Raw genomic sequence first — 25,233 nt, forward strand, 5'->3', positions numbered from 1 at the left:
TTTTCAAAACGAATCTTATCTTATTCTACAGAGAAGATGAAAGAATACACTGGTTGGTTTCCAGCATGCACTTCTACTTCTGCATCTTCAAATTTCTCTTCTACAAATTCAACTAACTCCGCTACTTCTTCGTCAGTTGCATCTTCACCTTGTAGAATCGTTACGATTTCAGATTCTTCATCAATAAGCGCTTCTAGTAATTGCTTCGCAGCTCCTACTTTTTCAGCATTTGTAGATACAATTTTTCCATCTGCAATACACATGAAGTCATCTTTTTGAATTGCTACACCATCAATTTCCGTATCACGTACAGCATACGTAATTTGACCTGTTTTCACATGAGATAAAGCTTCTTGCATGTTTTCTTCATTCTCTTCTAACGTTCCTACTGGGTTAAATGCTAACATTGCTGCCATACCTTGAGGAACTGTTTTCGAACGAACAACAATAACTTCTTGATCTACAACTGATGCCGCTTGTTCTGCTGCCATTACAATATTTCCGTTATTCGGTAAAATAATGATTTTTTCAGCATTTGCTTCTTCAATTGCCTTCACGATATCCTCCGTACTTGGATTCATCGTTTGACCACCTTCGATAACTTTCGTTGCGCCGATGCTCTCAAATAAAGTTTTAATACCAGACCCCATTGCCACAGTTACGATACCATATGGTTGTTTTTCTTTCGATTGAGCTGGTTGTTCAGGAACCATAGCAGGTTCATCTAATAAAGCAGTATGCTGTTCACGCATATTTTCTACTTTAATCTTAATTAAACTACCGTATTTTTGCCCGTAGTTCATAGCGTCTCCAGGATGTTCTGCGTGGATATGAACTTTTACAATTTCATCATCAGACACAACTAGTAGAGAATCACCATATACACTAATATCTTCACGGAATTTTTGTTCAGAGAAATTATGCTCTTTCACCTTTTCAGCCTCTAATTTCACCATGAACTCCGTACAATATCCATACTTAATATCTTCTGTACTCAATTGGCTTTGTACACTACGGTGATGTTCTGCGCGTACCATCTCATTCATAGATGTTTGCGTCGGTGCATCAGAAGAAATCGTTTCTCCTTTTAAGTCAGCTAAAAATCCTTCGTATACTACTACAAGACCTTTACCACCGCTATCTACAACGCCAACTTGTTTTAATACAGGTAATAAATCTGGCGTACGATTTAACGATGCGTTTGCTTCTTTCACAACGTCTTCCATAAACAAAACAAAGTCGCGCTGTTTTTTCGCAACTGTTACTGCATATTTACCCGTTTCTCTTGCAACCGTTAAAATCGTTCCTTCAATCGGTTTCATAACCGCTTTATAAGCCGCCTCTACTCCAGCTTCTAGTGCTGCAGCAAAATCAACTGTTGTTAATTCTTCTTTTTGTTCAATGGATTTAGAGAAACCACGGAACAACTGAGATAGAATAACTCCAGAGTTACCACGAGCTCCCATTAATAATCCTTTGGCTAAACTTACGCCGACTTTACCAGCATGCTGTGAAGGATTTGCTTTCACTTCACGCGCACCTGAAGTCATAGATAAGTTCATGTTTGTACCGGTATCGCCATCTGGAACTGGAAATACGTTTAATGCATCAACAAGCTGAACATTATTTGTTAAATTATTCGCTCCTTGCATGATCATTTGTGATAAACGTTTTCCATCAATTTTTTGAATTGACACAGATTTTCCTCCTTAATGCACATTACAAGTTTATTACTTTAACTCCTTGTACGTAGATGTTTACAGAATCTACTGCTAGTCCTACAGTTTGATCTAATGTATATTTCACTTTCGTCTGCACATTATGTGCCACTTCTGAAATTTTCGTACCATAGCTCACAATAATATACATATCAATATGTACTTCATCTTCATCTTTACGAACAATAACACCTCTAGTGAAGTTTTCTTTTCGTAAAATGTCTGTTAATCCATCTTTTAACTGATTTTTTGATGCCATACCTACGATACCGTAGCAATCTACCGCGGCACCTCCAGCAATTGTTGCAATTACATCTGTACTAATATCAATTTGACCGTACTTCGTTTTAATTTCAATTGACATCTCGTTTCCCCCTTCATAAATGGTGAAAGTGAGCTAGACTACTTTAGTTACTATCATATAATCTTTTTAAAGAAAATTCCATCGTTCTTTCTTTTCACTCTCATATTTTATGTTTTAAATTACACTTTTTTATGATGAGCAAAATAGTCCATTGTTATTATACAACATGTACCACTATAATATGTCAAGCAATTTTTATGGATTTTAACTTTTCTTCATTGACATATAGTGTCAAGTAAATTTTCTTGATTTCTTTTTTCTACGGTGTTGCATTCTCTTTTTAGTTGTGTTAAATTATAGTAGTGTTTTTAGCATCGCATAAAAGACTAACATTGAAAAATTACGTATGGTAAGGTATCAAGGGAGGGAAATATAAATGGCTCGTGTTTGTGCTATTACTGGAAGAAAAGCTCGTTCTGGTAACTCTCGTTCTCACGCAATGAACGCTACAAAACGTAAGTGGGGCGCTAACCTTCAAAAAGTTCGCGTACGCATCGACGGAAAAGTTCAACGTGTTTACGTTTCTGCTAGAGCATTAAAATCTGGCAAAATCGAACGTGTTTAATAATAAAAAAAAGAGCCGATAGGCTCTTTTTTTACTATAACAATGGAAAAAGCACCGGTGATAGGTGCTTTTTTTAATCTTTTTTGAAGGTATTTAACATTGCACGAACAATTCCACCAAGAAATTTAGGTAACTTAATTGTATAAAATCTCATGGTTTCCCTCCTAATCCCCATTACTCCACTTGGTCACTATATGATGTAAGGAGCAAAATTGTTTCTTCAATCAGTGCTTCTTATCAACATTAATATGCCAGAAGTAAATGAAAAAGTACCTTTTTCCTCAACGAGTTCGTTACTAATACAAAGCGTTGATCCCCACTCTATTGTTTTATTAGTAAGAGGGTACTTAAAACCAAACAATGTAATCCCTTCCACTATTTCAGTAACTGGTACAAAAGATACATAAGGAAAATTTTTATTTTCTTCAATTATATGTGTACCCACTTTTTTAACTGTTATTTCATTTTTATTGTCCACAATACACATTTCTATCTCTACTTCTAACCCTTTTAAAAGCATTTGTATATTTGCCAAACCGTGATCAAGCCTTCCACCGGTAGCACCAAAAATACGAATTAGTGCCGGCTTCTGTCCTAATGCCCAGTTGATTGCAATTTCTAAATCCGTTTGATCTTTTTCCCGCGGAACAATATGTAATTCGTTCGTTTGCTGTCCCATCCATACTAATTCTTCTTCAGTAACTGAATCGTAATCTCCAAACGCAACAGCCGGGGTAATCCCTTTCTTTAATAGACGGTATACTCCCCTATCAACCGCTGCCCACACTACTTCCTCATTCTCATATCGAGCAAAATCTGCGCAATATTCCAAAGGTCCTCCTGCCAAAATATGAATAATCATTTTTTCTTCCCCTTCCATTGTAAAAAGGCAATCTGCCATTCGGTAGATTGCCTTTTTACATATTTTTACCCTATCCTATAAATACCTTACTAGGATAAAGTGAAACTTTAATCAGTGGGGGTTTGTTCATCCCCACTGATTATTAGTTGAACCAATCGGGCTTTTATGGGCAGCCTGATCCCCACCTAACTTATTAGCTTCCGCTTAATTTTAAGGTGGGGGGCTTACTGCCCGTTAGTTCATCACTACCCACGAATTACGCGAATTGCTTCACCGCGGTCTTTTTGATTGTATACTGCTGACCCAGCTACAAGTACATTTGCTCCTGCTTCCACACAAAGTCTTGCTGTTTCAGCATTCACACCACCATCAACTTCAATTTCTACTTCTAGATTACACTCTTTCACCATGTCTGCAACTTGTTTAATTTTCGGTAATACAGAATGGATAAACTTCTGTCCACCAAATCCAGGGTTTACTGTCATAAGTAATACCATATCTATATCTTCTAATACATGCTCAATCACTGAAACTGGCGTATGCGGATTTAATACAACGCCCGCTTTAATACCATGAGATTTAATTAACTGAATTGTACGATGTAGATGCGGACACGCCTCTACATGAACAGTAATAATATCCGCTCCCGCTTGTGCGAAAGTTGGGATATAGTTATCAGGATTTTCAATCATTAAATGTACATCTAATGGTAATGATGTAATCGGACGGATAGCTTCTACAATTAACGGTCCAATCGTAATATTTGGTACGAAATGTCCATCCATTACGTCAACGTGAATGTAATCCGCTCCGCCCTTTTCTACATCTTTAATCTCTTCCCCTAATTTTGAAAAATCTGCTGATAAAATCGATGGTGCAATTTTAATCATAACTAATACCTCGGCTTTCTCTCTCTAATTTCTTCCACGAATTGTTTATAGTTCTTATAGCGATATTCTGTAATCTTCCCTTCTTCAACCGCAGCTTTCACAGCACATTTCGGTTCAGAAAGATGTGTACACCCTCTAAATTTACAGTATTGACTCGCTTCTTTCAACTCTGGAAAACAATATGTAAGATCTTCTACTTCTATATCTATGAAATCTAACGAACTAAAGCCAGGTGTATCTGCAACTAGTCCACTCCCAATTGCAATTAATTCTACGTGCCTTGTCGTATGCTTCCCGCGTCCTAAATGGGAGGAAATATCATTTGTTTTCAGTTCTAATTCTGGACGTAGCACATTAAGCATTGAAGATTTCCCAACACCTGATTGACCCGCAACGACAGAAACACAATTTTCTAAGTATGGTTTTAATATATCAATACTTTCTGACGTATTGATAGAAGTAAATAACACATCATAACCCATCTCACGATAATCGTTCGCATAAGCTTCAACAGTTGCTTTCATCTTTTCATCCACTAAATCCATCTTGCTAATACAAATAATCGGCTTAATGTTATGATATTCAATCAGCACTAAAAATCTATCTAACAGTCCAGGATTAAAATCTGGTTCTACTGCAGAGAACACGAGGATCGCTTGATCAACATTAGCAATAGGAGGTCTAACAAGTTCATTTTTTCGATCAAACACCTCAAGCACATAACCTTCAGTTGGATTATCCGCCTGAAAAACAACTTGGTCTCCTACAAGTGGTGTAATTTTATTTTTTCTAAATACACCTCGCCCACGACATTGCGTAACCCCTTCTTCATGCTGCACGTAATAAAACCCACTTAAAGCTTTTATAATTTTTCCTTCTGGCATAGAATTCTCCTTTTTTGTATAAGGTGATGCTGAATTTAAAAATGAATGGATTTTAATTTTCCAAATAACGATTTCAAAATCTACCATATATACTTTCGCTAATATACATTAATTTTTTTCATTAAATGTAAAAAACATCTACAGCTGCATCACTTTACTAGCTTTTTGAATCATATATTTTTGCCTGCTATACCGTCCACTTTGTAGACAGCATAACAGGCAATAATAATAAGTAGACTTTCACTATTATTGAGTTGGATATGGTACTTCTTTGTCAATAATCGTTACTCCATCTCGTACAATTTTATAGTGTCCCTTTGAACCTTCTTGAATTACAAATTCTAAAGAAATAGTCGCTGATTCAGTAATCGTTCTCGTTTCAACCGGTCTATCCATTTTTTGCTGCATATCTTCTTTATAAATTTCTATTGTTTGCGGCTTTTTCTCACCTGTTACAGCAGGCTCATATGGGACAGAAATATTGTCCACTTTTACCGTTTTAGTCACTTTAGGCTTTGGACCATCAGAGATAATAATAGTTACTTTATCTCCCTCTTTTAACGGCGTACCTGGCTTTGGAAATTGCGAAATTACAAGTCCTTTTTCAACTGTATCTGAATACTCTCGTTTTATATCCGAAGTTAGTTTTCTCTCATTCAAATAACCAGTTACACTATTTTCGGTCCACCCCGAAAAATCACCTGGTCTAATTTGATAAGGGCCTTTACTTACCCAGATTTTCAGTTCTTGCTCCGCTTCTATAACCATTTGATCAGGTGTCGGGATTTGCTCTACAATTTCACCTTTCGGCTTATCATTTTCAATATAATTTACTGTAACTTGTTTATATTTTTCTTCTAACTCAGTTTTTACACTCTCAAAGTTTTGTCCTGTGAAATTCTTCATCTTACTTTTCTTTTTTCCACCTGATTGATAGATAGTAATTTTAGCGTTTTCTTTTACGACTCTTCCTGCTACAGGATCTGTTTTTATTACATTCCCAACCTCAACATCATCTGTATATACAATATTAGGCTCCGTCACCTCAAAGCCCTTTTCTACTAATGTATTCACAGCTGTCGTGTATTTCATACCAGCCACATCAGGAACTTTCACATCTTTCGGAATAAATAATCCTGGAATAACCGTAAGCGCTAATGTTATTCCTATTGCTAAAAATAAAAATGTTGAAATTAAAACTTTAAGCCACTTGTTACTCCGTTTTTTCTTCTTATCTAACTCAGCTGCTTCTGCTCTTATTGGTTCCTCCACCTTACTCCCTTTTAAAACAATCGTTTCATCACTTACATTTGCAAATAATTGTTCTTGTTGAATAATCGGAATCGCTTTCGTCGCTTCCATATCTTCCGGTATGTAAAATGGTTGCTCATTTATCCTCTCTGGATATAGCGCAGTTTCAATATCTCGCTTCATCGCATTGGCAGATTGATATCGATGGAACGGATCTTTTGCAGTTGCCTTTAATATAATATTTTCAACACTTTGCGGAATATTTTCATTCCATCTTTTTGGTGATGGGATTTCACTTTGTAAATGTTTTAAAGCTATAGCAACAGCAGACTCGCCAGAAAACGGTTGTCTTCCTGTTAACAATTCAAACATAACTATTCCAAGAGAATAAATATCCGATTGTTTATTTGCTATCCCGCCGCGTGCCTGTTCTGGTGATAAATAATGGACTGAACCGAGTACTGAATTTGTATGTGTAATTGTTGTTGCACTTGTAGCTGTCGCAATTCCAAAATCTGTTACTTTTATTATTCCATCAGCTCGAATTAAAATATTGTGCGGCTTTATATCACGATGCACAATTTCAAAATGATGGGCGTGTGCCATGGCGGAGGTTAACTGCTCCATAATATCAAGAGCTTCTCCTATAGGTAACATACCTCGCTCAATTATGTATTGCTTCAATGTTTGCCCAGGTACATATTCCATGACAAGATAATATATACCATCTTCTTCTCCGACATCATACATATTCACAATATTTGGATGCGACAACGTTGTAACAGACTGCGCTTCTCGATGGAAACGTTTAATAAACTCTTCGTTATTTGAATAGTCGAGTCTTAATATTTTTACCGCTACATCTCGGCCAAGTATATCATCATGAGCTAAATATACATTGGCCATTCCGCCACCACCAATCATTTTCAGCAGCTTATAACGGTCATTTAAGCGTTTTCCAATCAGCACGTTGCACTTCACCTACTTTCGTTTGTCGAACCCGCATAATCAATAAGAACAAGTGTGATATTATCTTCTCCACCGCGATCATTCGCCAATTGAATGAGACGCTGCCCTTTACCTTCAAGCTGTTCATTTAACTGTAAAATTTGTTGCATATCATCAATAGAAACTTTGTTTGATAACCCATCAGAGCAAAGAAGCAACTGATCATCTTCCTCAAGCACCAACGTTTTAACATCCAATCCAACTTTTTCTTCTGTTCCTAATGCTCTTAATAAAACATTCTTTTTCGGATGATACTCTGCATCTTCCTTTGAAATTTCACCATGTCTCACAAGCTCATTTACAAGCGAATGATCTTCCGTTACAAGCGTCATTTCTCCTTCTGATACCATATAGCAACGACTATCTCCTATATGCCCTATTGTCACAAAACTTGGTGTACAAACAGCTATTATAAGCGTTGTTCCCATACCATTACATTCTACATTTTGCTGAGCGTATTCATATATACGCTCATTAATAATCCCAACACTAGTATGTAACCATTGTTCTACTTTTTTCGGTTCATTCATATTATGCGTTTGCTTCCAATAATCATGGAATAATTGAATAGCCATCGAGCTAGCTACATCACCAGCTCGATGACCTCCCATTCCATCTGCTACTACCGCTAAAACATTTCCATCTAAATTGTGAAAAACTCCTGCACTATCTTCATTATGTTGACGAACTTTTCCTTTATCCGATAGAAATACGGCTTTCATCTCGTCACCTCGTCTCTTCTTTGCGCTCCTTCGCACGCAACTGACCGCAGGCTGCGTCAATATCATGACCTTGTTCACGGCGAATCGTTACATTCACTCCACGATCTTTTAACGTTTTCTCGAACAAGAAAATTTGCTCACGTGGTGTACGTACATAATCACGTTCAGGTACGTAGTTTACCGGGATTAAGTTTACATGACATTTTACACCTTTTAAGAGCGCAGCAAGCTCTTCAGCGTGCTCAACTTGGTCATTTTCTCCTCCAAATAATCCATATTCAAAAGTAATACGGCGCCCTGTTCTATTTACATAGTATTTAATAGCTTCCATTAAATCCGGTAATTTATAAGCACGGTTAATCGGCATTAATTTTGAACGTAATTCTGAGTTTGGAGCATGCAATGAAATCGCAAAATTAATTTGTAGTTCTTCTTCAGCAAACTTATAAATTTTCGGGATAATTCCACTCGTCGAAACAGTCATATGTCTAGCACCAATATGAAGTCCTTTTTCATGGTTAGTGATGCGTAAGAATCCCATTAAATTATCGTAGTTATCAAATGGTTCTCCAATTCCCATAACAACAAGAGAACTTACACGTTCTTCTGTTTCATCAAGCGCACGCTGAACTTCTACTACTTGCGCTACGATTTCTCCAGCTTCTAGGTTTCGTTTTAGTCCACCAAGTGTCGAAGCACAGAACGTACATCCAATACGACAACCAACTTGCGTTGTTACACAAATGGAATTTCCATATTCATGTCGCATTAATACCGTTTCAATAGAATATCCGTCATATAGTTGGAATAAGAATTTAATCGTTCCATCCGAAGACGTTTGTTTTACTAACGTGTTTAAAGTAGTAATATCAAAGGAATTCGACAATTTATCACGCAATCCTTTAGAAAGGTTTGACATATCCTCATAATTTTTTACACGTTTTTTATATAGCCAGTCAAAAATTTGTCCAGCGCGGAACTTCGGTTCTCCTTGTTCCTTTAACCAATCTTGCATTTCATGAAGTTGTAAAGAGTAAATTGATGGTTTCTTCGTTTCTACATTTTTCTTTTGTTTTCTTACAGTTGTTTCCATGATGCTACACCTTCTTCCTTAAACAAGCAATATAAAAGCCATCCGTTGCAAAATAATGCGGTAAAATTTGTACTTGACCTTCATTAATATACGGACTTAATTTTTCTGGCATACGTTCTTTTATCGTAGTATCCCATTCAAATTCAGGATGTTCTTTTAAAAATTTATCTATTACTTGTTCATTTTCTATTTTCTCAATTGTGCACGTACTATAAACAAGACGACCGCCTTGTTTTAATAATGGTGCTATTTTTTCTAGTATCGCAAGTTGAATCGTCGATAATCTTTCACTATCGCCTTTATCTTTTCCTAACTTAATATCAGGCTTGCGTCTAATTACACCAAACCCAGAACACGGTGCATCTACCAATATTTTATCAAACGTTTCATTTGCAAAGTGCTCTTGCACTTTTCTAGCATCTAGCGCTTTTGTTTCGACATTTTCTAAACCAAGTCGCTCTGCTTGCTGTTTAATTAAACGTACTTTGTGTGCATGTAAATCAAGGGACATTACTTTACCAGTTCCCTTTAAACGCTCTGCTATATGCGTAGTTTTACCACCAGGAGCCGCACAACTATCAAGAACTGTCTCTCCCTCATTTGGTTCTAAAGCGCGTGCTACAAGCATAGAACTTTCATCTTGAATAGAAAGAAATCCTTTTTTAAACGCTTCTGTATGCGCTACATTTCCTCTTTCAATCTGAATTGCATCATCTGACAAGTCACCACGTTTTGCTTCTATACCTTCACTTGCCAACAACTCAATCGCTTCTTCTACCGTTATCTTATCAACATTCACACGTGCTGTTGGTACAGGTGGTAACATGTTTACTTCGCACATTTTCTCTGCAGTTTCTAAGCCAAATGCAGAAGTCCACTCTTGTACAAGCCAAACTGGATGACTCGTCGCAATTGCAAGACGTTCTACTGGATCCTTGATTTCATCTACAGAAGGTACACCTTCTCTCTGAATCGAACGTAATACACCGTTCACCATACCAGCAATTCCTTTATGCCCGCGACGCTTTGCAATCTCAACCGCTTCATGAATAGCCGCTCTTTCTGGCACTCGGTCTAAATAAATCATTTGATATAAAGATAAACGAAGCAATACTCTTACCCACGCCTCAACCTTCTTTTTTAAAAAAGGCTGTAAATAATAATCTAATGTGTCACGACGTTGAATCGTTCCATATACAATTTCAGTTAATAAACCAATATCTTTTCGATCAATTGCACTTTTTTCAATTAGATTATTTAAAAGTAAGTTGCTATATGCACCACTTTTTTCCACTTGAATTAAACCATCAAGAGCTAATTCACGAACATTTTGTCTCATGCATTTTCTCCTAACTTCGTTCCAATTTCAGGTTTTGTTCCACGTAAAAATTGTGAACAACTCATACGCTTTTTACCAGAAGGTTGCAATTCAGTAATTTTAACACCTGTTTCATTACTAGTTGCTACAACAAAACCATCTTCTTCGATTGCAACAATCGTACCTGCTTCAGCCGGTTCAGTTACAGGCACTTTTTCTCCCCACCATACTTTAACAACTTGTCCCGCTAAAGTTGTATAAGCAACTGGCCATGGATTCAATCCGCGAATGTGATTGTATACTTCTTCACCTGTTTTTGTCCAATCAATTTTCTCTTGTTCACGTTTTATATTGTACGCAAACGTTACTTCTTCTTCATTTTGCTTAATCGGTTCTAGCTTACCTTGAATTAATAAAGGTACTGTTTTAGATAGAAGGTGTGCTCCTGCTTCACTTAATTTATCAAATAATGAGCCTGTCGTTTCACGCTCTTCAATTTCCACTTCCACTTGCGTTAAGATATCACCAGCATCCAATTTTTCTACCATATACATAATTGTAATACCAGTTTTTTCTTTACCTTCCATAATTGCATAATGAATTGGTGCACCACCACGAAGTTCAGGAAGTAAAGAAGCGTGGACATTAATACATCCATACTTCGGTGCTTCTAAAATTTCATTTGGTACAATCTGACCAAATGCAGCTGTTACAATTAAATCTGGCTCTAATGCCAATACTTTTTCATATTCATCTTTTTCACGAATTTTTAACGGTTGTAACACAGGGATACCATGTTTTTCCGCTTCAACTTTAACAGGTGTAGGTGTTAATACTTTTTTTCTACCTACTGGACGATCAGGTTGCGTCACAACACCTACTACCTCATAGCCATCTTCAATAAGACGACGAAGCACCGGCACTGAAAAGTCCGGTGTTCCCATAAACACTACTTTTATCATTTAAAAACCGCTCCTTTTAACACCTATTCTAGTTCGTTTTCTTCATAATATCTTGTCACTTTCGATGTAAATAAAACACCGTGTAAATGATCGATTTCATGTTGAATTGCACGCGCTAAAAATCCTTCCGCTTCTAATAAAAATACTTTCCCACGGCGATTTTGCGCTCTTACTTTAATATAATCGGCACGTTCTACTTCACCATAAAGTCCCGGGAAGCTTAAACAGCCTTCGGGACCTACTTGTTCACCACGTTTTTCTAATATTGATGGATTGATTAACTCGATTTTCCCAGTATCATCATCGACATCAACAACCGCTACTTGCAAGCTTACACCTACTTGAGGCGCAGCTAAACCGACTCCGTCCGCAATTAACATTGTTTCATGCATATCTTTCAACAATTTCACTAACTTTTTATCAAAGTTAATTACTCTTTCGCATGGTGTTTCTAACACTTCATTTGGATGCTTTATTATTTCTAAAACTGCCATATTTCCCTCCGCTACATTAACATTGTTGGATTAAAATCAATTGAGATTTGTAGCTCTTTTTGCATTTCTGCTTGATAATGTTCATTTACCATTTTGAGCACGTTCTTTAAGTTTGGTTCCCGTTTGTATTTTATCATGCATTGATAACGATATCTATCTTTTATCCTTGGAATTGCTGAAGCAACTGGTCCTAACACCATTGTTTGCTGTGAGCAATGCGTTCGTAAATACGAGGCAATTTTTTCCGTCACTTGCACCGCTTTTAATAATTCTGGATGAGATACGGTTACGAGTACAACATAGTAATATGGGGGATATTGTCTTGTTCGTCTCATTTGCATTTCTTGGTCAAAAAACACATCATATTGTTGGTTCTTCGCTAACTCTATACTGTAATGTTCTGGCGTATACGTTTGAATCACAACTTCCCCTGGCAATTCATGTCTACCCGCTCGTCCACTTACTTGCGTCAATAACTGATATGTCTTTTCACTTGCCCGAAAATCAGGTAAGTGAAGCATCGTATCCGCAGTTAAAACCCCAACAAGCGTTACTTTCGGAAAATCTAATCCTTTAGCAATCATTTGTGTTCCAAGTAATATATCTGCTTTTTCTTCCCCAAACGCCTTTAATAATTTTTCATGCATTCCTTTTCTACTTGTCGTATCTACATCCATTCGAATGACTCGCGCCTCTGGAAATAGTTTTGTAATTTCTTCTTCTACCTTTTGTGTACCTGTACCAAAGAAACGAATGTATGTACTTTGACAAGCTGGACACTCAGTTGGCATATTTTCTTCGTGACTACAATAATGACATTTTAAACGATGATTCATTTTATGATATGTCAATGAAATATCACAATGCGGACATTGTACAACATACCCACAATCACGGCACATAACAAATGTAGAATGACCTCTTCTATTTAAAAAGAGTACCATCTGTTCTTTCTTTTCTAATCGATCTGCTATTTTTTCATGCAGCGCCTTAGAAAACATTGATCGATTCCCGTCACGAAGTTCTTCTCGCATGTCAACAATCTCTACTGTTGGTAAAGCTTGTTCATTCATACGTTTTTCCATTGTTAGTAGTTCATAAACACCTTTTTTCGCCCTTGCAAACGATTCAAGTGTTGGTGTCGCACTACCAAGAACGATAGGACATTTATGATATTGCCCTCTCCAGACAGCTACATCTCTTGCATGATACCTCGGATTATCTTCTTGTTTGTAACTTGATTCATGCTCTTCATCAATAATGATAATCCCTAAATTCTCAAAAGGCGCAAAAACGGCTGAACGCGCACCAACTACAACTTTCACTTCTTTTCTTAAAATCTTACGCCACTCGTCATACTTTTCTCCAACAGACAACGCACTATGAAGAACTGCAACTTGCGAACCAAACCTACCTTTAAAACGATCCACCATTTGGGGCGTTAGTGCAATTTCAGGAACAAGAACGATAGCTTCTTTTCCTTTCTCGAGCACTGCTGCTATAGATTGTAAATATACTTCTGTCTTTCCACTTCCTGTAACACCATATAGTAAAAATGGATTATAAGTTTCATTTGTAATTGATGATAAAATCGGTGTAATAACTTGTTTTTGTTCCTCCGTAAGTGGAAATGGTTTCGTTTGTTCAAAATCATCATCGTCATACGGATTTCGGTATACTTCCACATACTTTTCTGAAATGAAGCCCTTTTTAACAAGTGCTTTTATTGGAGCATCTGTTATTTGTAACTCTTCTGTAATTATTTTCAACGGTACACTTTTATAATTTTCCACAAAATAATAAAGTACATCTTGTTGTTTTTTACTTTTCAGTTCAAATGCTGCTAATTCCAATTTATCTTCTGGCAACTCCGGCTGAACAACTCTTTGCTTCTTCTTTTGTACTTTATCTTTCACTTGATAAACGACTTCAACCGTACCATTTTTAATTTCTTGTTGAATAGTCCGGTATAAATGTGGCTGCTGCTCGATTACTTCAAAATCAATTGCTTCTTTATCCTGAAATAAATATAGTATTTCAGGTGCTATTTCTTCCTGCTTACAAATTTGTAGACGTTTTTTATACGTTGCTTTTATCGCAGTTGGAAGCATCACTTGAAAAGCTGAAATCATGTAGCATAACGTTTCACTTGTAAGCCAATATCCAAGCTTTAATAATTCATCATTTAAAACCGGTGTTACATCTAATATTTCATGGATTGTCTTTAACTTCTTACTTTCTACATCCACCGAATCTTTAATCCCAATAATAAAACCTTGCAATTTCCTTGGCCCAAACGGAACTACTACACGCATTCCTGTCTGTACAATATCTTCCCATTTTTCAGGGATAATGTAATCAAATGGTCGATCTGTCTGACGGGCAGGTACATCAACAATTACACTTGCAAATTTCATAAACGATCATCTTCTAACATCATTCCAATTTGCTTTAATATTTCACTAGCTACCTCTTTTTTCAGTAAAAGTGGTAACTCAATAACTTTTCCATCTTTTCTATACATTGTTACAATATTCGTATCCGTGCCAAATCCAGCTCCTTGCGCTTTTACATCATTCGCGACAATCATATCTGCATTTTTCTCACGTAGTTTTTTCGTTGCATATTCCTCTACATTTGTCGTTTCAGCAGCAAAACCGATAAGTAACTGTTTATCCTTTTTCTGACCTAACGTTTTTAAAATATCCACCGTTCTTTCGAGTTCAATGACAGCATCACCATTTTGCTTTTTCATTTTATTATCATGAACATATTTCGGACGATAATCTGCAACTGCTGCTGTTTTAATGACAACGTCTACGTTTTGATAATGTTGAAGAACTGCTTCTAACATATCTTGTGCAGATTCCACTTGCACTGTCGTTACATGTAACGGTGGATTTAATGCTGTCGGTCCTGAAACGAGTATAACATCAGCGCCTAAATTCGCCGCCACTTCTGCAATCGCATACCCCATTTTTCCAGAAGAAAAATTCGTCATAAAACGAACTGGATCAACTTTTTCACGTGTTGGGCCAGCAGTTATTAATATTCTTTTTCCCTGCAATGGTTTGTGTTCTGAGAAAGCTTCCTCTAACCGTGCAATAATTGCTTCAGGTTCTTCTAGTCGTCCCTTCGCTACATATCCACATGCTAAAAAGCCTTCCCCAGGCTCAATAAATGTATATCCTAGCGTTTTCAATGTCATCATATTTTTTTGAACAATTTTATTTTCATACATATGCACATTCATAGCAGGCGCAATCCATACCGGGGCTGTAGTAGCTAACAGAGTAGTTGTAATCATATCATCTGCAATACCACCAGCTAACTTTCCAATACAATTGGCAGTAGCAGGTGCGACAAGTACAACATCCGCCCAATCTGCTAAATCAATATGAGCAATAACAGCCGAGTCTTTCTCATCAAACGTATCCGTATATACATCATGGCGAGAAAGCGCTTGGAATGTAAGAGGCGTAACAAACTTCATTGCCGACTCACTCATCATTACTTTTACAATCGCGCCAGATTGTGTCAATTTACTCGTTAACGCAGCTGCTTTAAAAACCGCAATGCCTCCTGTTACACATAGAAGTATCTTTTTCCCTTTTAGCATATGACTCGTCCTCTTTCTTTTTCAAACTTATAATACTGAAATAGAATTCCCAGCTCGTCAGTACCAATATTTCATTCCTTTCGTAAAAAAATAACAACCTACTTGTAAATAGGTTGTTACCGTTACATAGAAAATTATAAAGTCTATGTTTTATTTTGTCGAAGGCAAAGGCTTATTCAGCTACTTTATCTTCACTTGGTACGTAGCTTAATGCTTCTGCATCGATTTCTTCTAATGCTTTACCTACACATTTATGAGAAACAGGTTGCTCTACAACACAGTTATTAGCAAGTTGCATTTCACGTGCGCGTTTTGCAGCCACTGTTACTAATGTGTACTTAGAATCGATTTTTTGTAGTAATGAGTCAATTGATGGATTTAACATAATTATAGACCCTCCGTCATTTCTTTATAATATTTTGCTACCCTTTCGCGGCGGCAATGTTCGCCAACCACAATTGCTTTAATTCTATCACAAGCTAATTCAACTTGATCGTTTTCTACTACATAGTCGTAAGCGTCCATCATCTCGATTTCTTCTTTCGCTACAGTTAAACGATTTTCAATAACATCTTCAGTCTCTGTACCACGTCCGACAATACGGCTCTTTAGTTCAGATAAACTTGGAGGTGCTAAGAAAATAAATACACCTTCTGGGAAAGCTTTCTTAACTTGAATTGCTCCTTGCACTTCAATTTCTAAGAATACATCTTTTCCTTCTTGTAATGTTTTTTCAACATAGTCAATCGGTGTTCCGTAATAATTACCTACGAACTCAGCCCACTCAAGTAATCTTTCATTACGAATCATTTCCTCGAATTCTTCTCTTTCTTTAAAGAAATAATCCACACCATCTACTTCACCTTCACGCGGCTTACGTGTCGTTACTGAAATAGAGTATTGAAAACGTGTATCCTCATGGCTAAACAGCTCTTTACGAACCGTTCCTTTTCCAACCCCAGAAGGCCCTGAAAGAACGATGAGCAATCCTCTTCTACTTCTCATAAATATGTAAAACCTACCCTTCCTCACTTAAATCTTCTTTATTATTCAAACGATGTGCAATCGTCTCTGGTTGAATTGGACTTAATACAACATGCCCATCATCCATAACAATAACCGCCCTTGTTTTTCTCCCATACGTAGCATCAAGCAAAGCATTATGTTCGCGTGCTTCCTGTACTGTTCGTTTAATAGGAGCTGACTCCGGACTTACAATAGCAATAATTCGATGAGCAGATACAATATTTCCGTATCCAATATTTAAAAACCGCATGGCCATAGTTTGCGCCTCCTAGTAAGTCTATCCGATTTCTCCACCACGTATAACTTTATATATTTTTTTGAAAGCTACTCAATATTTTGTACTTGTTCACGAATTTTTTCAAGGTTATTTTTCATTTCTACAACATATTTTGAAATTGTTAAGTCATTTGCCTTAGAACCAATCGTATTAATTTCTCTATGCATCTCTTGCACGATGAAATCCATTTTCCTTCCAACAGGCTCTTCAATCTGCAATGTTTCACGAAATTGCTCTAAATGACTTTGCAAACGAACTAACTCTTCATGAATATCACAACGCTCTGCAAAGATTGCGACTTCTGTTAGCAATCTTTGTTCATCTAACTCTTGATTATGTAATTCTTTTAAGCGATTTTCTAATCGTTCACGATATTTTTGTGTAACAATTGGTGCATGTGGAATAATTGCATTTACACAATTGCTAATCTCTTGTAAACGATACGCTATATCTTTATGTAATCGTTCTCCTTCGCCATCTCTCATCGTTTTCAACATATGAGCAGCTTGACGAACAGCCTCATATAAACTGTTCTCAAAATGTTCATTTACATTTTCTATTTCTTCAATTGCTGTTACTTCTGGCATTGCCATTAATTGCTCGAGTGTAATAGAATCTTGTAATTGAAACTTTCCTTTTATATCTTCCATCATCGATTGGTACTGCTCAAGAAGTGACCAATTCACACTTAATTTTCTTTCAACAAGTCCTTCACCTGCTATACTAATAGACACTTCAATGCGTCCACGTCGAACTTGCTGTGCAATTATTTTACGAATTTTGTCCTCAAATACCATCATTTGCTTAGGAAGTCGAATACTCATCTCTAAAAAACGGTGGTTCACCGATTTCATTTCTACTGTAATTTGAAAAGTATCACTTTCTACTTTCGATCTTCCAAACCCTGTCATACTAGAAATCATTTTTTATCACATCCAAGCCATAAAATAACTCAATGAAAAAGGTAATAGAGACAAGGCTCTACTACCTTCTGTAAATTATATCACATTTTCATAACATTGACTATTTCAAGTTTAATCCCTTCTTATATAACATTGGCTTTTTCTTTTTCGCCTTTTTCCCTGTTAATAAAGAACCTACTAGTAAGAAAGTCGGAATTGATGACAAACCTCCAATTAATAACCAATCTCTTACTTGTATCGGCATTGTGCTAAAAATCGGTTGTAACGGTGGATAATATATCACCACTAGCATGAGTAGTAATGAAATGATAACCGCCCCTACTAAATACACGTTCCCAAATGGATTACGATGAAAGACAGAATGCTCACTACGACAATCAAATACATGAATAAGCTGAGCAAGTACCAACGTCGCGAACGCTACAGTTTGTGCATATTTCAGTTCATTTGGATGTTGGTTATACGCAATAATAAACGCTACTAACGTCACTGCCCCAATTAAAAAACCTCGACTTATTATTTTCCACGCAAGCCCTCTAGCGAACACCCCTTCTTTCGGGTGGCGCGGCGTTCTCTTCATCACATCTCCTTCAGCCTTATCCAAACCTAATGCCATCGCTGGTAAACCATCAGTAACTAAGTTCACCCATAAAATTTGAATAGGAACCATCGGCAGTGGTAATGCAAGTAACATCGCAAATAACATAACTAAAATTTCTCCAACATTTGATGCTAATAAATATCGGATGAACTTACGTATGTTCTCGTATATATTTCTTCCTTCTTTAATCGCTGACTTAATTGTAGCAAAATTATCGTCTAGTAAAACAAGTGAAGAGGCTTCTTTTGCAACATCTGTCCCTGTAATCCCCATCGCTATCCCAATATCCGCTGTTTTTATAGCTGGAGCATCGTTCACTCCATCACCTGTCATCGCTACTATATGCCCTTGATTTTGCAGTGCCTTAACAATTTTTAATTTATGTTCAGGTGATACACGAGCGAATACATACGTATCTTCTACAACATTTTCTAATTCCTCCACATCCATATTCGCGAGTTCTACTCCTTCAACAACGCGTCCATCTGGTGGCAAAACTCCTAATTGTTCAGCAATCGCCATTGCTGTCACTTTATGATCACCTGTAATCATTACTGTTCGAATACCAGCTTCTTTACACTCTTTTACCGCCTGCGCCACTTCTGGTCTTGGTGGGTCAATCATACCTTGTATCCCAACCAACATAAAACCTTTTTCAACGTCTCTTTCATGTTCAATAGAATCCGTTATTTTTAAAGGTTTAAACGCAACTGCAATTGTTCGAAGCGCTTGACTACCTAAGCTATGAATAGCCGCCTGTACTTCTTTTCTATATAGCTCACTTAACGGCTGTTGCTTATCCCCCCATAAAATCGTTTGACTCATTTGTAAAAGAACATCCGGTGCTCCCTTCGTAACAATAAACTTTTTCCCCTCTCGATCTCGTACAATAACACTCATCATTTTTCGAGTTGAATCAAATGGAAATTCACGAATAACTTCAAATTTCCCTTTCAATGCCTCACGCGTTATCCCAGCTTTCATTGCTGCAGCTACAAGCGCTCCCTCTGTTGGATCTCCATCTAATACATACGCCTTTTTCTTTTGAATAATATTTGCATTGTTACATAGTGAACCAAATGTAAGTAGCTGATAAAGTGCTTTTGTCTTAGCTGGATTCACTTCTTTTTCACCTTTCATAAAAGAGCCATTAGGTTCATATCCTTGCCCTGTCACTTTCCACAATTCTCCGCCTGACCACATATGTGTTACCATCATTTTGTTTTGCGTCATTGTTCCCGTTTTATCAGAACATATAACGGAAGCACAACCTAACGTTTCTACGGCTGGTAACTTTCGTACAATTGCTCTCTTCTTTATCATACGCTGTACACCAAGTGATAAAGCTACTGTAACAATTGCTGGCAATCCTTCTGGAATAGCCGCAACAGCTAGCGATACGCCAGCTAAAAACATATGATATACTTCATTCCCTTGATACACACCAGCCAATACAACGAGTGCTGTCAAAATAAGAGCCACAATAATTAATATTTTTCCGAGCTGTTCTAACCTTCTTTGCAGTGGTGTTTCCATTTGCTCTGCATTTTGCAACATATTTGCAATTTGCCCCATCGCTGTATTCATACCAGTTGCTACAACGACTCCTGTACCAGATCCTCGCGTAATCATTGTCCCCATAAAAGCCATATTTTTTTGATCACCAATTGCAACATCTTGCCCTTGCAATGCTTCGACCTTTTTTTGTACAGGTACGGACTCCCCTGTCAAAGCAGACTCTTCAATATATAAACTTGATGCTTCAACAAGACGCACATCAGCCCCGATACGATCACCACTGGAAAACTTAATAATATCACCTAAAACAAGTGCTTTAGATGGTGCTTTTACCCACTTTCCATTCCGCATTACAGTAACTTGCGGAGCGGCAAGTTCCTTTAAAGCTTCCAATGATTTTTCAGCTTTTCTTTCTTGAAAAAAGCCGAGAATACCATTGATAATAACAATGGCAACAATAGCAATAGAATCAATGTATTCACCTAAAAACGCAGAAACAATTGTTGCTCCAAACAAAACGAGTACCATGAAATCTTTAAACTGTGCTAAAAATACCATTAGTGCAGAAGGCCTTTTTGCTTCTTCTAATTCATTAGTACCAAATTTCTTTACTCGCCCTTCTGCTTCTTTCTCTGTAAGTCCAACCTTTACATTCGTATTCGTTCTTTCTTCCACTTCATGTGCCCGCATTCCATACCAGTTCATCCTGCCATCGACCTCCTGATTCCAGACATACTCTATTGAAAGCTTATTCAGCCTCGTCCAAAAAAATGCTATAATTAACTTTTAGTTAGAAAGGAGTGTTCATTTATGGCATTCGATGGATTATTTACAAGAGCAATTACACATGAAATTGCAAATTCTCTTTACACAGGAAGAATTTCCAAAATATATCAACCTTCAAAGTATGAGATTTTATTACATATTCGAGCAAACGGAAAGAACCAAAAACTAATTCTTTCGTCTCACCCTACATATGCGCGTCTGCACTTAACGAATCAAAACTACGATTCACCAGCAATACCGCCAATGTTTTGTATGCTTCTTCGTAAACATTTAGAAGGTGGGTTTATTGAAAAAATTGAACAAATTGACTTAGAACGTATTATTCAAATTACAGTTCGCAGTCGGAATGAAATTGGAGACGAATCATTAAAAACATTAGTAATCGAAATAATGGGCCGACATAGTAACATTATCTTAGTAGATACGAAAACAAACGTTATTTTAGATAGCTTAAAACACATATCTTTAGCGGTAAACCGCCATCGTACTGTATACGCTGGAGCTGAATATATTGCACCACCAGCACAACATAAAATTAACCCACTTCAGATTGAAACAAATGATGAATTTATTAGACCACTAGACTTTCTATCTGGAAACATGGATAAACAGCTTGTCGGCACCTTTACGGGAATATCCCCGTTATTCGCAAAAGAAGTAGTGAAAAAAGCTGGTATGGTAAATGAAAAAGCATTAGCGGATGCATTTTTCTCCATACAAAAACCATTATTAACTCATACATATTCACCAGCGATGACTACTTCAAATGGGAAAGAATTCTTTTATCTTTTCCCTCTTGCACACTTGCAAGGAGAAGATAAGACGTTCTCATCTGTTAGTGAATTGCTAGATCGCTTCTTTTTCGGAAAAGCAGAGCGCGATCGTGTAAAACAACAAGCTCATGATTTAGAACGCTTTATGCAAAATGAAAAAAATAAAAACGAGAAAAAACTCATTAAACTCGAAAAAACACTGCAAGATGCTGGAAAAGCAGATAAATATCAACTATTTGGAGAGCTACTTACAGCTAATATGTACGCTGTGAAAAAAGGGGATAAAGATATTGAAGTCGTTAACTATTACGACGAAAATGGCGGAACTGTAAAGATTACATTAGATCCATTAAAAACACCATCTGACAATGCACAACGCTATTTCCAAAAGTATCAAAAAGCAAAAAATTCAGTTGTTGTTGTAGAAGAACAAATCGAAAAAACAAATGAAGAAATTCTTTATTTTGATAGCTTACTTCAACAAATGGAAGCTGCTTCTTCAAAAGATATTGAAGAAATTCGTGAGGAATTAGCTGAAGAAGGTTATGTGCGCAATCGTAAAACGAAAAACGCAAAGAAAAAGCCTACTAAACCAGTATTAGATAAATATTTAGCAAGTGATGGCACAGAGATTTTCGTTGGTAAAAACAATAAACAAAATGATTATTTAACAACGAAGTTTGCCCGCCGTGATGAAATTTGGTTACATACGAAAGACATACCTGGCTCTCACGTTGTCATTCGTTCTTTAGAGCCTGCTGAAGAAACTTTACTAGAAGCTGCCAAAATTGCTGCCTATTACAGTAAAGCGAAAGAGTCTAGCTCTGTACCTGTTGATTTCACGAAAATACGCCATGTCAAAAAACCGAGTGGTGCAAAACTTGGTTTTGTTACGTACGACAATCAACAAACCGTATATGTAACACCAGATGCTGATATTGTAATGAAATTAAAAGCGTAAATACAAAAATGCGTTGCTTATAAGCAACGCATTTTTTATATTCGTTCACACTAGTTCATATACCCATTTACTAATTCATAACATCTTGCTTTTGTCATCTTGTATTTCTCTTCTGAAGCTTCTATACGCCTCATCGTTCCGTTATTTGTATCAGTACCAATTGCTTTAACTTTACTTTCTTTTTCTTTAACCCACGCAATTTGTTTCGTTTTTAACGACTGGAACGCATCAGGTGACATCGTACTTTTTAATGTACTGTAAATTTCATTTAGTTTATTATCCCACAGTTCATAATTTCCTTCTATTTCATTTACTATGTCATTATCTGACGCAACGTTTGCATGTGTTTCTTGATTTTCTAGAGCAGATAATTCATTTAGAGCCTTAGTTTTACCTGCAGCTGTTGAAGATTCTTTTGTAATTTTTTTCTCTTCTTTAGAAGTAACTTGTGAACTCACATTATCTTCCTTAACCGTTTCTTGACCTTGACTACTATTTTCTTTCGCTACCTTTTCCTGTTTTTGTTCATTTATATCATATGTAATAGCCGATGTTTTTGCATCTACAGCAATTGATCTAGTATTTTCTTTGAAAATATATTTTTTGTCACCACTGTGTTCTTCTTTAACAAAATCAACATTCTTAAAGCCTCGAATTTTCAAAAATTCACTAGCTTCTTCCTTCGTAAGTTTTAAATCGCTCGGTGTATGCGATGACCATTTATCTATTAACCATTTTCCATCTTTATAAACGAAAATAAATTCCCATATCTCTGCTTCATTTCCCATATCATTTGAAGGTGTGATAGTTTCAATCGTTAAAATATCTTTTTTCTGTGAATACGTTAATCTCATTTTTGGTTCAATATTAATAGGGAATGGTAACATATCCGTCTCTCTAGATCGATTAAATGTTGCAAGCGACTTAGGAAGCTGATTCTCTACAAACTTTTCTGAAACTAATCCCTTAACTCCTTTTTTAGCTGTCTCTAAATCCCCAGGATTATTTCGGCTCCATCCATTTGCTTTTTCCATCTCACTAAACGCATTTGCTATTCCATCTACACTCTTTCTTACAATCTTTTTCGCTTCTTTTTCTGTCACTTCTGGCGCTTCATCAAGCTGTTCAATCGTTTCATTTACTTGAACTTTGTGTTCACTTGTTTCACACCCCGTTATAACAAGCATACTAGCAGCCAAACAAAATGACATTACTTTACTTAATTTCTTCATACACTCACATTCCTTAACCCAATTTTTTCGTTACATCTCTTTACCTACAAACAAACCGTAACAATCCCTTATTATACCAATTATTTCAATTTATTTATACAAAAAATATAATATTTAAATTAAGAGTATTTCAGTTTACAAGTTTACATTATTGTTCAGTCACATAAAAACTTACTGTAAAAATTTTATATATATTTATTTTACATTCGTCTAGTTTTTTTGACACACAGCTATCCTCTTCTCTTTTATTCTAAATAAATATACTGGCACAATTCTTGCTTTATTAATGTAAAAAGGAGGAATTAAAATGAATGTAAGAATAACTAACATCCAAAAACAACTACATAATTACGGAATCGACGGGTTACTTATTACAAAAAAAGAAAACCGTCAATACGCAACAAACTTTACAGGTAGCGCAGGCGTTGTCTTAATCGCTGCGCATAAAGCTATTTTCATTACTGATTTCCGTTACGTAGATCAAGCAAAAACGGAAATAAAAGTAGCAGAAATTATTATGCATAAAGGAAATTTAGAAGAAGAAGTTGCAAATCAAGTATCAAAATTAAACATTCAAAAACTTGGTATAGAAGACAATAATATGACTTTGCAACAATTTAAGAAACTACAAAAATATATACATACAGAAATGGTTCCAGTGTGTGAGATCATTGAAGATATTCGACTTATTAAAGACACATCTGAAATAGAAACAATGAAAATCGCAGCTACGATCGCTGACGAAGCATTTCACCATATTGTTACATTTCTAAAGCCTGGAATAAGCGAGACTGACGTTCGAGATGAGTTAGAATTTTTCATGCGAAAAAAAGGGGCTACATCTTCTTCATTCCAAATCATTGTAGCCTCAGGCGTTCGTTCTTCACTTCCCCATGGAGTTGCATCAAATAAAATAATCGAACGAGGCGATATCGTTACATTAGACTTCGGTGCACTTTACGACGGATATTGTTCCGATATAACACGTACTGTAGCAATCGGGGAACCATCAGAAGAATTCAAAAAAATATACACTGTTGTACGCGAAGCATTAAAACGTGGAACGGAAGCAATTAAGCCTGGAGAAACTGCGAAAAGTATCGATGATATAACGAGAGATTACATTACAGAACATGGATACGGTCAATACTTTGGCCACTCTACCGGGCACGGTCTTGGGTTAGAAATACATGAACCACTTCGCCTATCCCAAGAAAGCAAGGCAACTTTACAAGAAGGTATGGTTGTTACAGTTGAGCCGGGCATTTACATACCGAACTGGGGCGGTTGTAGAATCGAAGATGATATTGTCATCACCAAAGATGGTTATGACGTTATTACAAAATCAAATAGAGAACTAATTATAATCCCTTGTTAATATTATGA

General features: G+C 36.5%; 23 protein-coding genes. 3 read left to right on the top strand and 20 right to left on the bottom strand.

Features of this window, described 5'->3' with window-relative positions; genetic code table 11:
• Positions 1 to 20: 20 nt before the first annotated feature.
• Complete coding sequence (locus AC241_RS19020) at positions 21 to 1,697, bottom strand: DAK2 domain-containing protein (protein ID WP_050844454.1); 1,677 nt, start codon at positions 1,695 to 1,697, stop codon at positions 21 to 23.
• A gap of 22 nt (positions 1,698 to 1,719) precedes the next feature.
• Complete coding sequence (locus tag AC241_RS19025) at positions 1,720 to 2,082, bottom strand: Asp23/Gls24 family envelope stress response protein (RefSeq protein ID WP_000021109.1); 363 nt, start codon at positions 2,080 to 2,082, stop codon at positions 1,720 to 1,722.
• A 376-nt stretch (positions 2,083 to 2,458) separates the two neighbouring features.
• Between AC241_RS19025 and rpmB the strand changes: the two genes are divergently transcribed.
• On the top strand, positions 2,459 to 2,647 hold the full coding sequence (gene rpmB / locus AC241_RS19030; RefSeq protein WP_000124776.1) for a 50S ribosomal protein L28: 189 nt from the start codon (positions 2,459 to 2,461) through the stop codon (positions 2,645 to 2,647).
• 73 nt (positions 2,648 to 2,720) lie between these two features.
• Here the strand turns inward: rpmB and spoVM are convergent, their stop codons facing one another.
• The 17 genes from spoVM to AC241_RS19115 all read right to left on the bottom strand — a co-directional run bounded on the left by spoVM (position 2,721) and on the right by AC241_RS19115 (position 20,800).
• Positions 2,721 to 2,801 carry a stage V sporulation protein SpoVM gene (gene spoVM / locus AC241_RS19035; protein WP_001213599.1) on the bottom strand — a complete coding sequence of 27 codons (81 nt, stop codon included), beginning with the start codon at positions 2,799 to 2,801 and terminating at the stop codon, positions 2,721 to 2,723.
• Positions 2,802 to 2,867: 66 nt separating this feature from the next.
• Complete coding sequence (locus tag AC241_RS19040; RefSeq protein ID WP_016080517.1) at positions 2,868 to 3,548, bottom strand: thiamine diphosphokinase; 681 nt, start codon at positions 3,546 to 3,548, stop codon at positions 2,868 to 2,870.
• Positions 3,549 to 3,754: 206 nt separating this feature from the next.
• Positions 3,755 to 4,399: a ribulose-phosphate 3-epimerase gene (rpe, locus tag AC241_RS19045; protein ID WP_050844455.1), complete on the bottom strand. Its 645-nt coding sequence runs from the start codon at positions 4,397 to 4,399 to the stop codon at positions 3,755 to 3,757.
• Between the two features lie 2 nt (positions 4,400 to 4,401).
• Positions 4,402 to 5,283: a ribosome small subunit-dependent GTPase A gene (gene rsgA, locus AC241_RS19050; protein ID WP_001113932.1), complete on the bottom strand. Its 882-nt coding sequence runs from the start codon at positions 5,281 to 5,283 to the stop codon at positions 4,402 to 4,404.
• Between the two features lie 246 nt (positions 5,284 to 5,529).
• Positions 5,530 to 7,503: a Stk1 family PASTA domain-containing Ser/Thr kinase gene (pknB, locus tag AC241_RS19055; protein ID WP_029443121.1), complete on the bottom strand. Its 1,974-nt coding sequence runs from the start codon at positions 7,501 to 7,503 to the stop codon at positions 5,530 to 5,532.
• Between the two features lie 8 nt (positions 7,504 to 7,511).
• On the bottom strand, positions 7,512 to 8,264 hold the full coding sequence (locus AC241_RS19060) for a Stp1/IreP family PP2C-type Ser/Thr phosphatase (RefSeq protein ID WP_000648708.1): 753 nt from the start codon (positions 8,262 to 8,264) through the stop codon (positions 7,512 to 7,514).
• A gap of 4 nt (positions 8,265 to 8,268) precedes the next feature.
• Positions 8,269 to 9,357 (bottom strand): dual-specificity RNA methyltransferase RlmN, encoded by a 1,089-nt coding sequence (rlmN, locus tag AC241_RS19065; protein WP_000450550.1) that lies wholly within the window; start codon positions 9,355 to 9,357, stop codon positions 8,269 to 8,271.
• 4 nt (positions 9,358 to 9,361) lie between these two features.
• Positions 9,362 to 10,696, bottom strand: coding sequence for a 16S rRNA (cytosine(967)-C(5))-methyltransferase RsmB (rsmB, locus tag AC241_RS19070; RefSeq protein ID WP_016080514.1), 1,335 nt, complete (start codon positions 10,694 to 10,696; stop codon positions 9,362 to 9,364).
• Positions 10,693 to 11,637, bottom strand: a complete 945-nt coding sequence (fmt, locus tag AC241_RS19075; RefSeq protein WP_000598805.1) for a methionyl-tRNA formyltransferase — start codon at positions 11,635 to 11,637, stop codon at positions 10,693 to 10,695. Before fmt ends, rsmB begins: the two co-directional genes overlap by 4 nt.
• A gap of 23 nt (positions 11,638 to 11,660) precedes the next feature.
• The gene (def, locus tag AC241_RS19080; RefSeq protein ID WP_000279455.1) at positions 11,661 to 12,131 is read right to left on the bottom strand and encodes a peptide deformylase; all 471 of its coding nucleotides are present in this window, start codon (positions 12,129 to 12,131) and stop codon (positions 11,661 to 11,663) included.
• Positions 12,132 to 12,142: 11 nt separating this feature from the next.
• Positions 12,143 to 14,548, bottom strand: coding sequence for a primosomal protein N' (gene priA, locus AC241_RS19085; RefSeq protein ID WP_048564398.1), 2,406 nt, complete (start codon positions 14,546 to 14,548; stop codon positions 12,143 to 12,145).
• The gene (gene coaBC / locus AC241_RS19090; protein ID WP_050844456.1) at positions 14,545 to 15,750 is read right to left on the bottom strand and encodes a bifunctional phosphopantothenoylcysteine decarboxylase/phosphopantothenate--cysteine ligase CoaBC; all 1,206 of its coding nucleotides are present in this window, start codon (positions 15,748 to 15,750) and stop codon (positions 14,545 to 14,547) included. Before coaBC ends, priA begins: the two co-directional genes overlap by 4 nt.
• 172 nt (positions 15,751 to 15,922) lie before the next feature.
• On the bottom strand, positions 15,923 to 16,135 hold the full coding sequence (gene rpoZ, locus AC241_RS19095) for a DNA-directed RNA polymerase subunit omega (protein ID WP_000933961.1): 213 nt from the start codon (positions 16,133 to 16,135) through the stop codon (positions 15,923 to 15,925).
• A gap of 2 nt (positions 16,136 to 16,137) precedes the next feature.
• Complete coding sequence (gene gmk, locus AC241_RS19100) at positions 16,138 to 16,755, bottom strand: guanylate kinase (protein WP_001257742.1); 618 nt, start codon at positions 16,753 to 16,755, stop codon at positions 16,138 to 16,140.
• A 13-nt stretch (positions 16,756 to 16,768) separates the two neighbouring features.
• Entirely contained in the window at positions 16,769 to 17,032 is a 264-nt protein-coding gene (gene remA, locus AC241_RS19105) for an extracellular matrix/biofilm regulator RemA (protein WP_001251456.1), read from the bottom strand.
• Between the two features lie 68 nt (positions 17,033 to 17,100).
• Positions 17,101 to 17,976 carry a YicC/YloC family endoribonuclease gene (locus AC241_RS19110; RefSeq protein ID WP_016080510.1) on the bottom strand — a complete coding sequence of 292 codons (876 nt, stop codon included), beginning with the start codon at positions 17,974 to 17,976 and terminating at the stop codon, positions 17,101 to 17,103.
• Positions 17,977 to 18,076: 100 nt separating this feature from the next.
• Entirely contained in the window at positions 18,077 to 20,800 is a 2,724-nt protein-coding gene (locus AC241_RS19115) for a calcium-translocating P-type ATPase, SERCA-type (RefSeq protein WP_048564399.1), read from the bottom strand.
• A gap of 105 nt (positions 20,801 to 20,905) precedes the next feature.
• Between AC241_RS19115 and AC241_RS19120 the strand changes: the two genes are divergently transcribed.
• Entirely contained in the window at positions 20,906 to 22,615 is a 1,710-nt protein-coding gene (locus AC241_RS19120; RefSeq protein WP_043937041.1) for an Rqc2 family fibronectin-binding protein, read from the top strand.
• 50 nt (positions 22,616 to 22,665) lie between these two features.
• On the opposite strand, the gene AC241_RS19125 is transcribed toward AC241_RS19120, so the two are convergent.
• Positions 22,666 to 23,847, bottom strand: coding sequence for a lysozyme inhibitor LprI family protein (locus AC241_RS19125; RefSeq protein WP_029443123.1), 1,182 nt, complete (start codon positions 23,845 to 23,847; stop codon positions 22,666 to 22,668).
• Positions 23,848 to 24,154: 307 nt separating this feature from the next.
• On the opposite strand from AC241_RS19125, the gene AC241_RS19130 reads away from it, so the two are divergent.
• Positions 24,155 to 25,225, top strand: coding sequence for a M24 family metallopeptidase (locus AC241_RS19130; RefSeq protein ID WP_050844457.1), 1,071 nt, complete (start codon positions 24,155 to 24,157; stop codon positions 25,223 to 25,225).
• The last annotated feature ends 8 nt before the right edge of the window (positions 25,226 to 25,233 follow it).

This window comes from Bacillus thuringiensis (genome assembly GCF_001182785.1).
GTDB classification, from domain to species: domain Bacteria; phylum Bacillota; class Bacilli; order Bacillales; family Bacillaceae_G; genus Bacillus_A; species Bacillus_A thuringiensis_S.

What these genes read in the sequence shown, in the direction of transcription:
- rlmN (WP_000450550.1), bottom strand. Translation starts at nt 9,357, where the DNA reads ATGGAAACAACTGTAAGAAAACAAAAGAAAAATGTAGAAACGAAGAAA.
- rsmB (WP_016080514.1), bottom strand. Translation starts at nt 10,696, where the DNA reads ATGAGACAAAATGTTCGTGAATTAGCTCTTGATGGTTTAATTCAAGTG.
- AC241_RS19110 (WP_016080510.1), bottom strand. Translation starts at nt 17,976, where the DNA reads ATGATTTCTAGTATGACAGGGTTTGGAAGATCGAAAGTAGAAAGTGAT.
- spoVM (WP_001213599.1), bottom strand. Translation starts at nt 2,801, where the DNA reads ATGAGATTTTATACAATTAAGTTACCTAAATTTCTTGGTGGAATTGTT.
- fmt (WP_000598805.1), bottom strand. Translation starts at nt 11,637, where the DNA reads ATGATAAAAGTAGTGTTTATGGGAACACCGGACTTTTCAGTGCCGGTG.
- def (WP_000279455.1), bottom strand. Translation starts at nt 12,131, where the DNA reads ATGGCAGTTTTAGAAATAATAAAGCATCCAAATGAAGTGTTAGAAACA.
- coaBC (WP_050844456.1), bottom strand. Translation starts at nt 15,750, where the DNA reads ATGCTAAAAGGGAAAAAGATACTTCTATGTGTAACAGGAGGCATTGCG.
- priA (WP_048564398.1), bottom strand. Translation starts at nt 14,548, where the DNA reads ATGAAATTTGCAAGTGTAATTGTTGATGTACCTGCCCGTCAGACAGAT.
- rpoZ (WP_000933961.1), bottom strand. Translation starts at nt 16,135, where the DNA reads ATGTTAAATCCATCAATTGACTCATTACTACAAAAAATCGATTCTAAG.
- AC241_RS19130 (WP_050844457.1), top strand. Translation starts at nt 24,155, where the DNA reads ATGAATGTAAGAATAACTAACATCCAAAAACAACTACATAATTACGGA.
- remA (WP_001251456.1), bottom strand. Translation starts at nt 17,032, where the DNA reads ATGGCCATGCGGTTTTTAAATATTGGATACGGAAATATTGTATCTGCT.
- AC241_RS19125 (WP_029443123.1), bottom strand. Translation starts at nt 23,847, where the DNA reads ATGAAGAAATTAAGTAAAGTAATGTCATTTTGTTTGGCTGCTAGTATG.
- rpe (WP_050844455.1), bottom strand. Translation starts at nt 4,399, where the DNA reads ATGATTAAAATTGCACCATCGATTTTATCAGCAGATTTTTCAAAATTA.
- AC241_RS19060 (WP_000648708.1), bottom strand. Translation starts at nt 8,264, where the DNA reads ATGAAAGCCGTATTTCTATCGGATAAAGGAAAAGTTCGTCAACATAAT.
- AC241_RS19040 (WP_016080517.1), bottom strand. Translation starts at nt 3,548, where the DNA reads ATGGCAGATTGCCTTTTTACAATGGAAGGGGAAGAAAAAATGATTATT.
- AC241_RS19115 (WP_048564399.1), bottom strand. Translation starts at nt 20,800, where the DNA reads ATGAACTGGTATGGAATGCGGGCACATGAAGTGGAAGAAAGAACGAAT.
- rpmB (WP_000124776.1), top strand. Translation starts at nt 2,459, where the DNA reads ATGGCTCGTGTTTGTGCTATTACTGGAAGAAAAGCTCGTTCTGGTAAC.
- gmk (WP_001257742.1), bottom strand. Translation starts at nt 16,755, where the DNA reads ATGAGAAGTAGAAGAGGATTGCTCATCGTTCTTTCAGGGCCTTCTGGG.
- AC241_RS19120 (WP_043937041.1), top strand. Translation starts at nt 20,906, where the DNA reads ATGGCATTCGATGGATTATTTACAAGAGCAATTACACATGAAATTGCA.
- rsgA (WP_001113932.1), bottom strand. Translation starts at nt 5,283, where the DNA reads ATGCCAGAAGGAAAAATTATAAAAGCTTTAAGTGGGTTTTATTACGTG.
- AC241_RS19025 (WP_000021109.1), bottom strand. Translation starts at nt 2,082, where the DNA reads ATGTCAATTGAAATTAAAACGAAGTACGGTCAAATTGATATTAGTACA.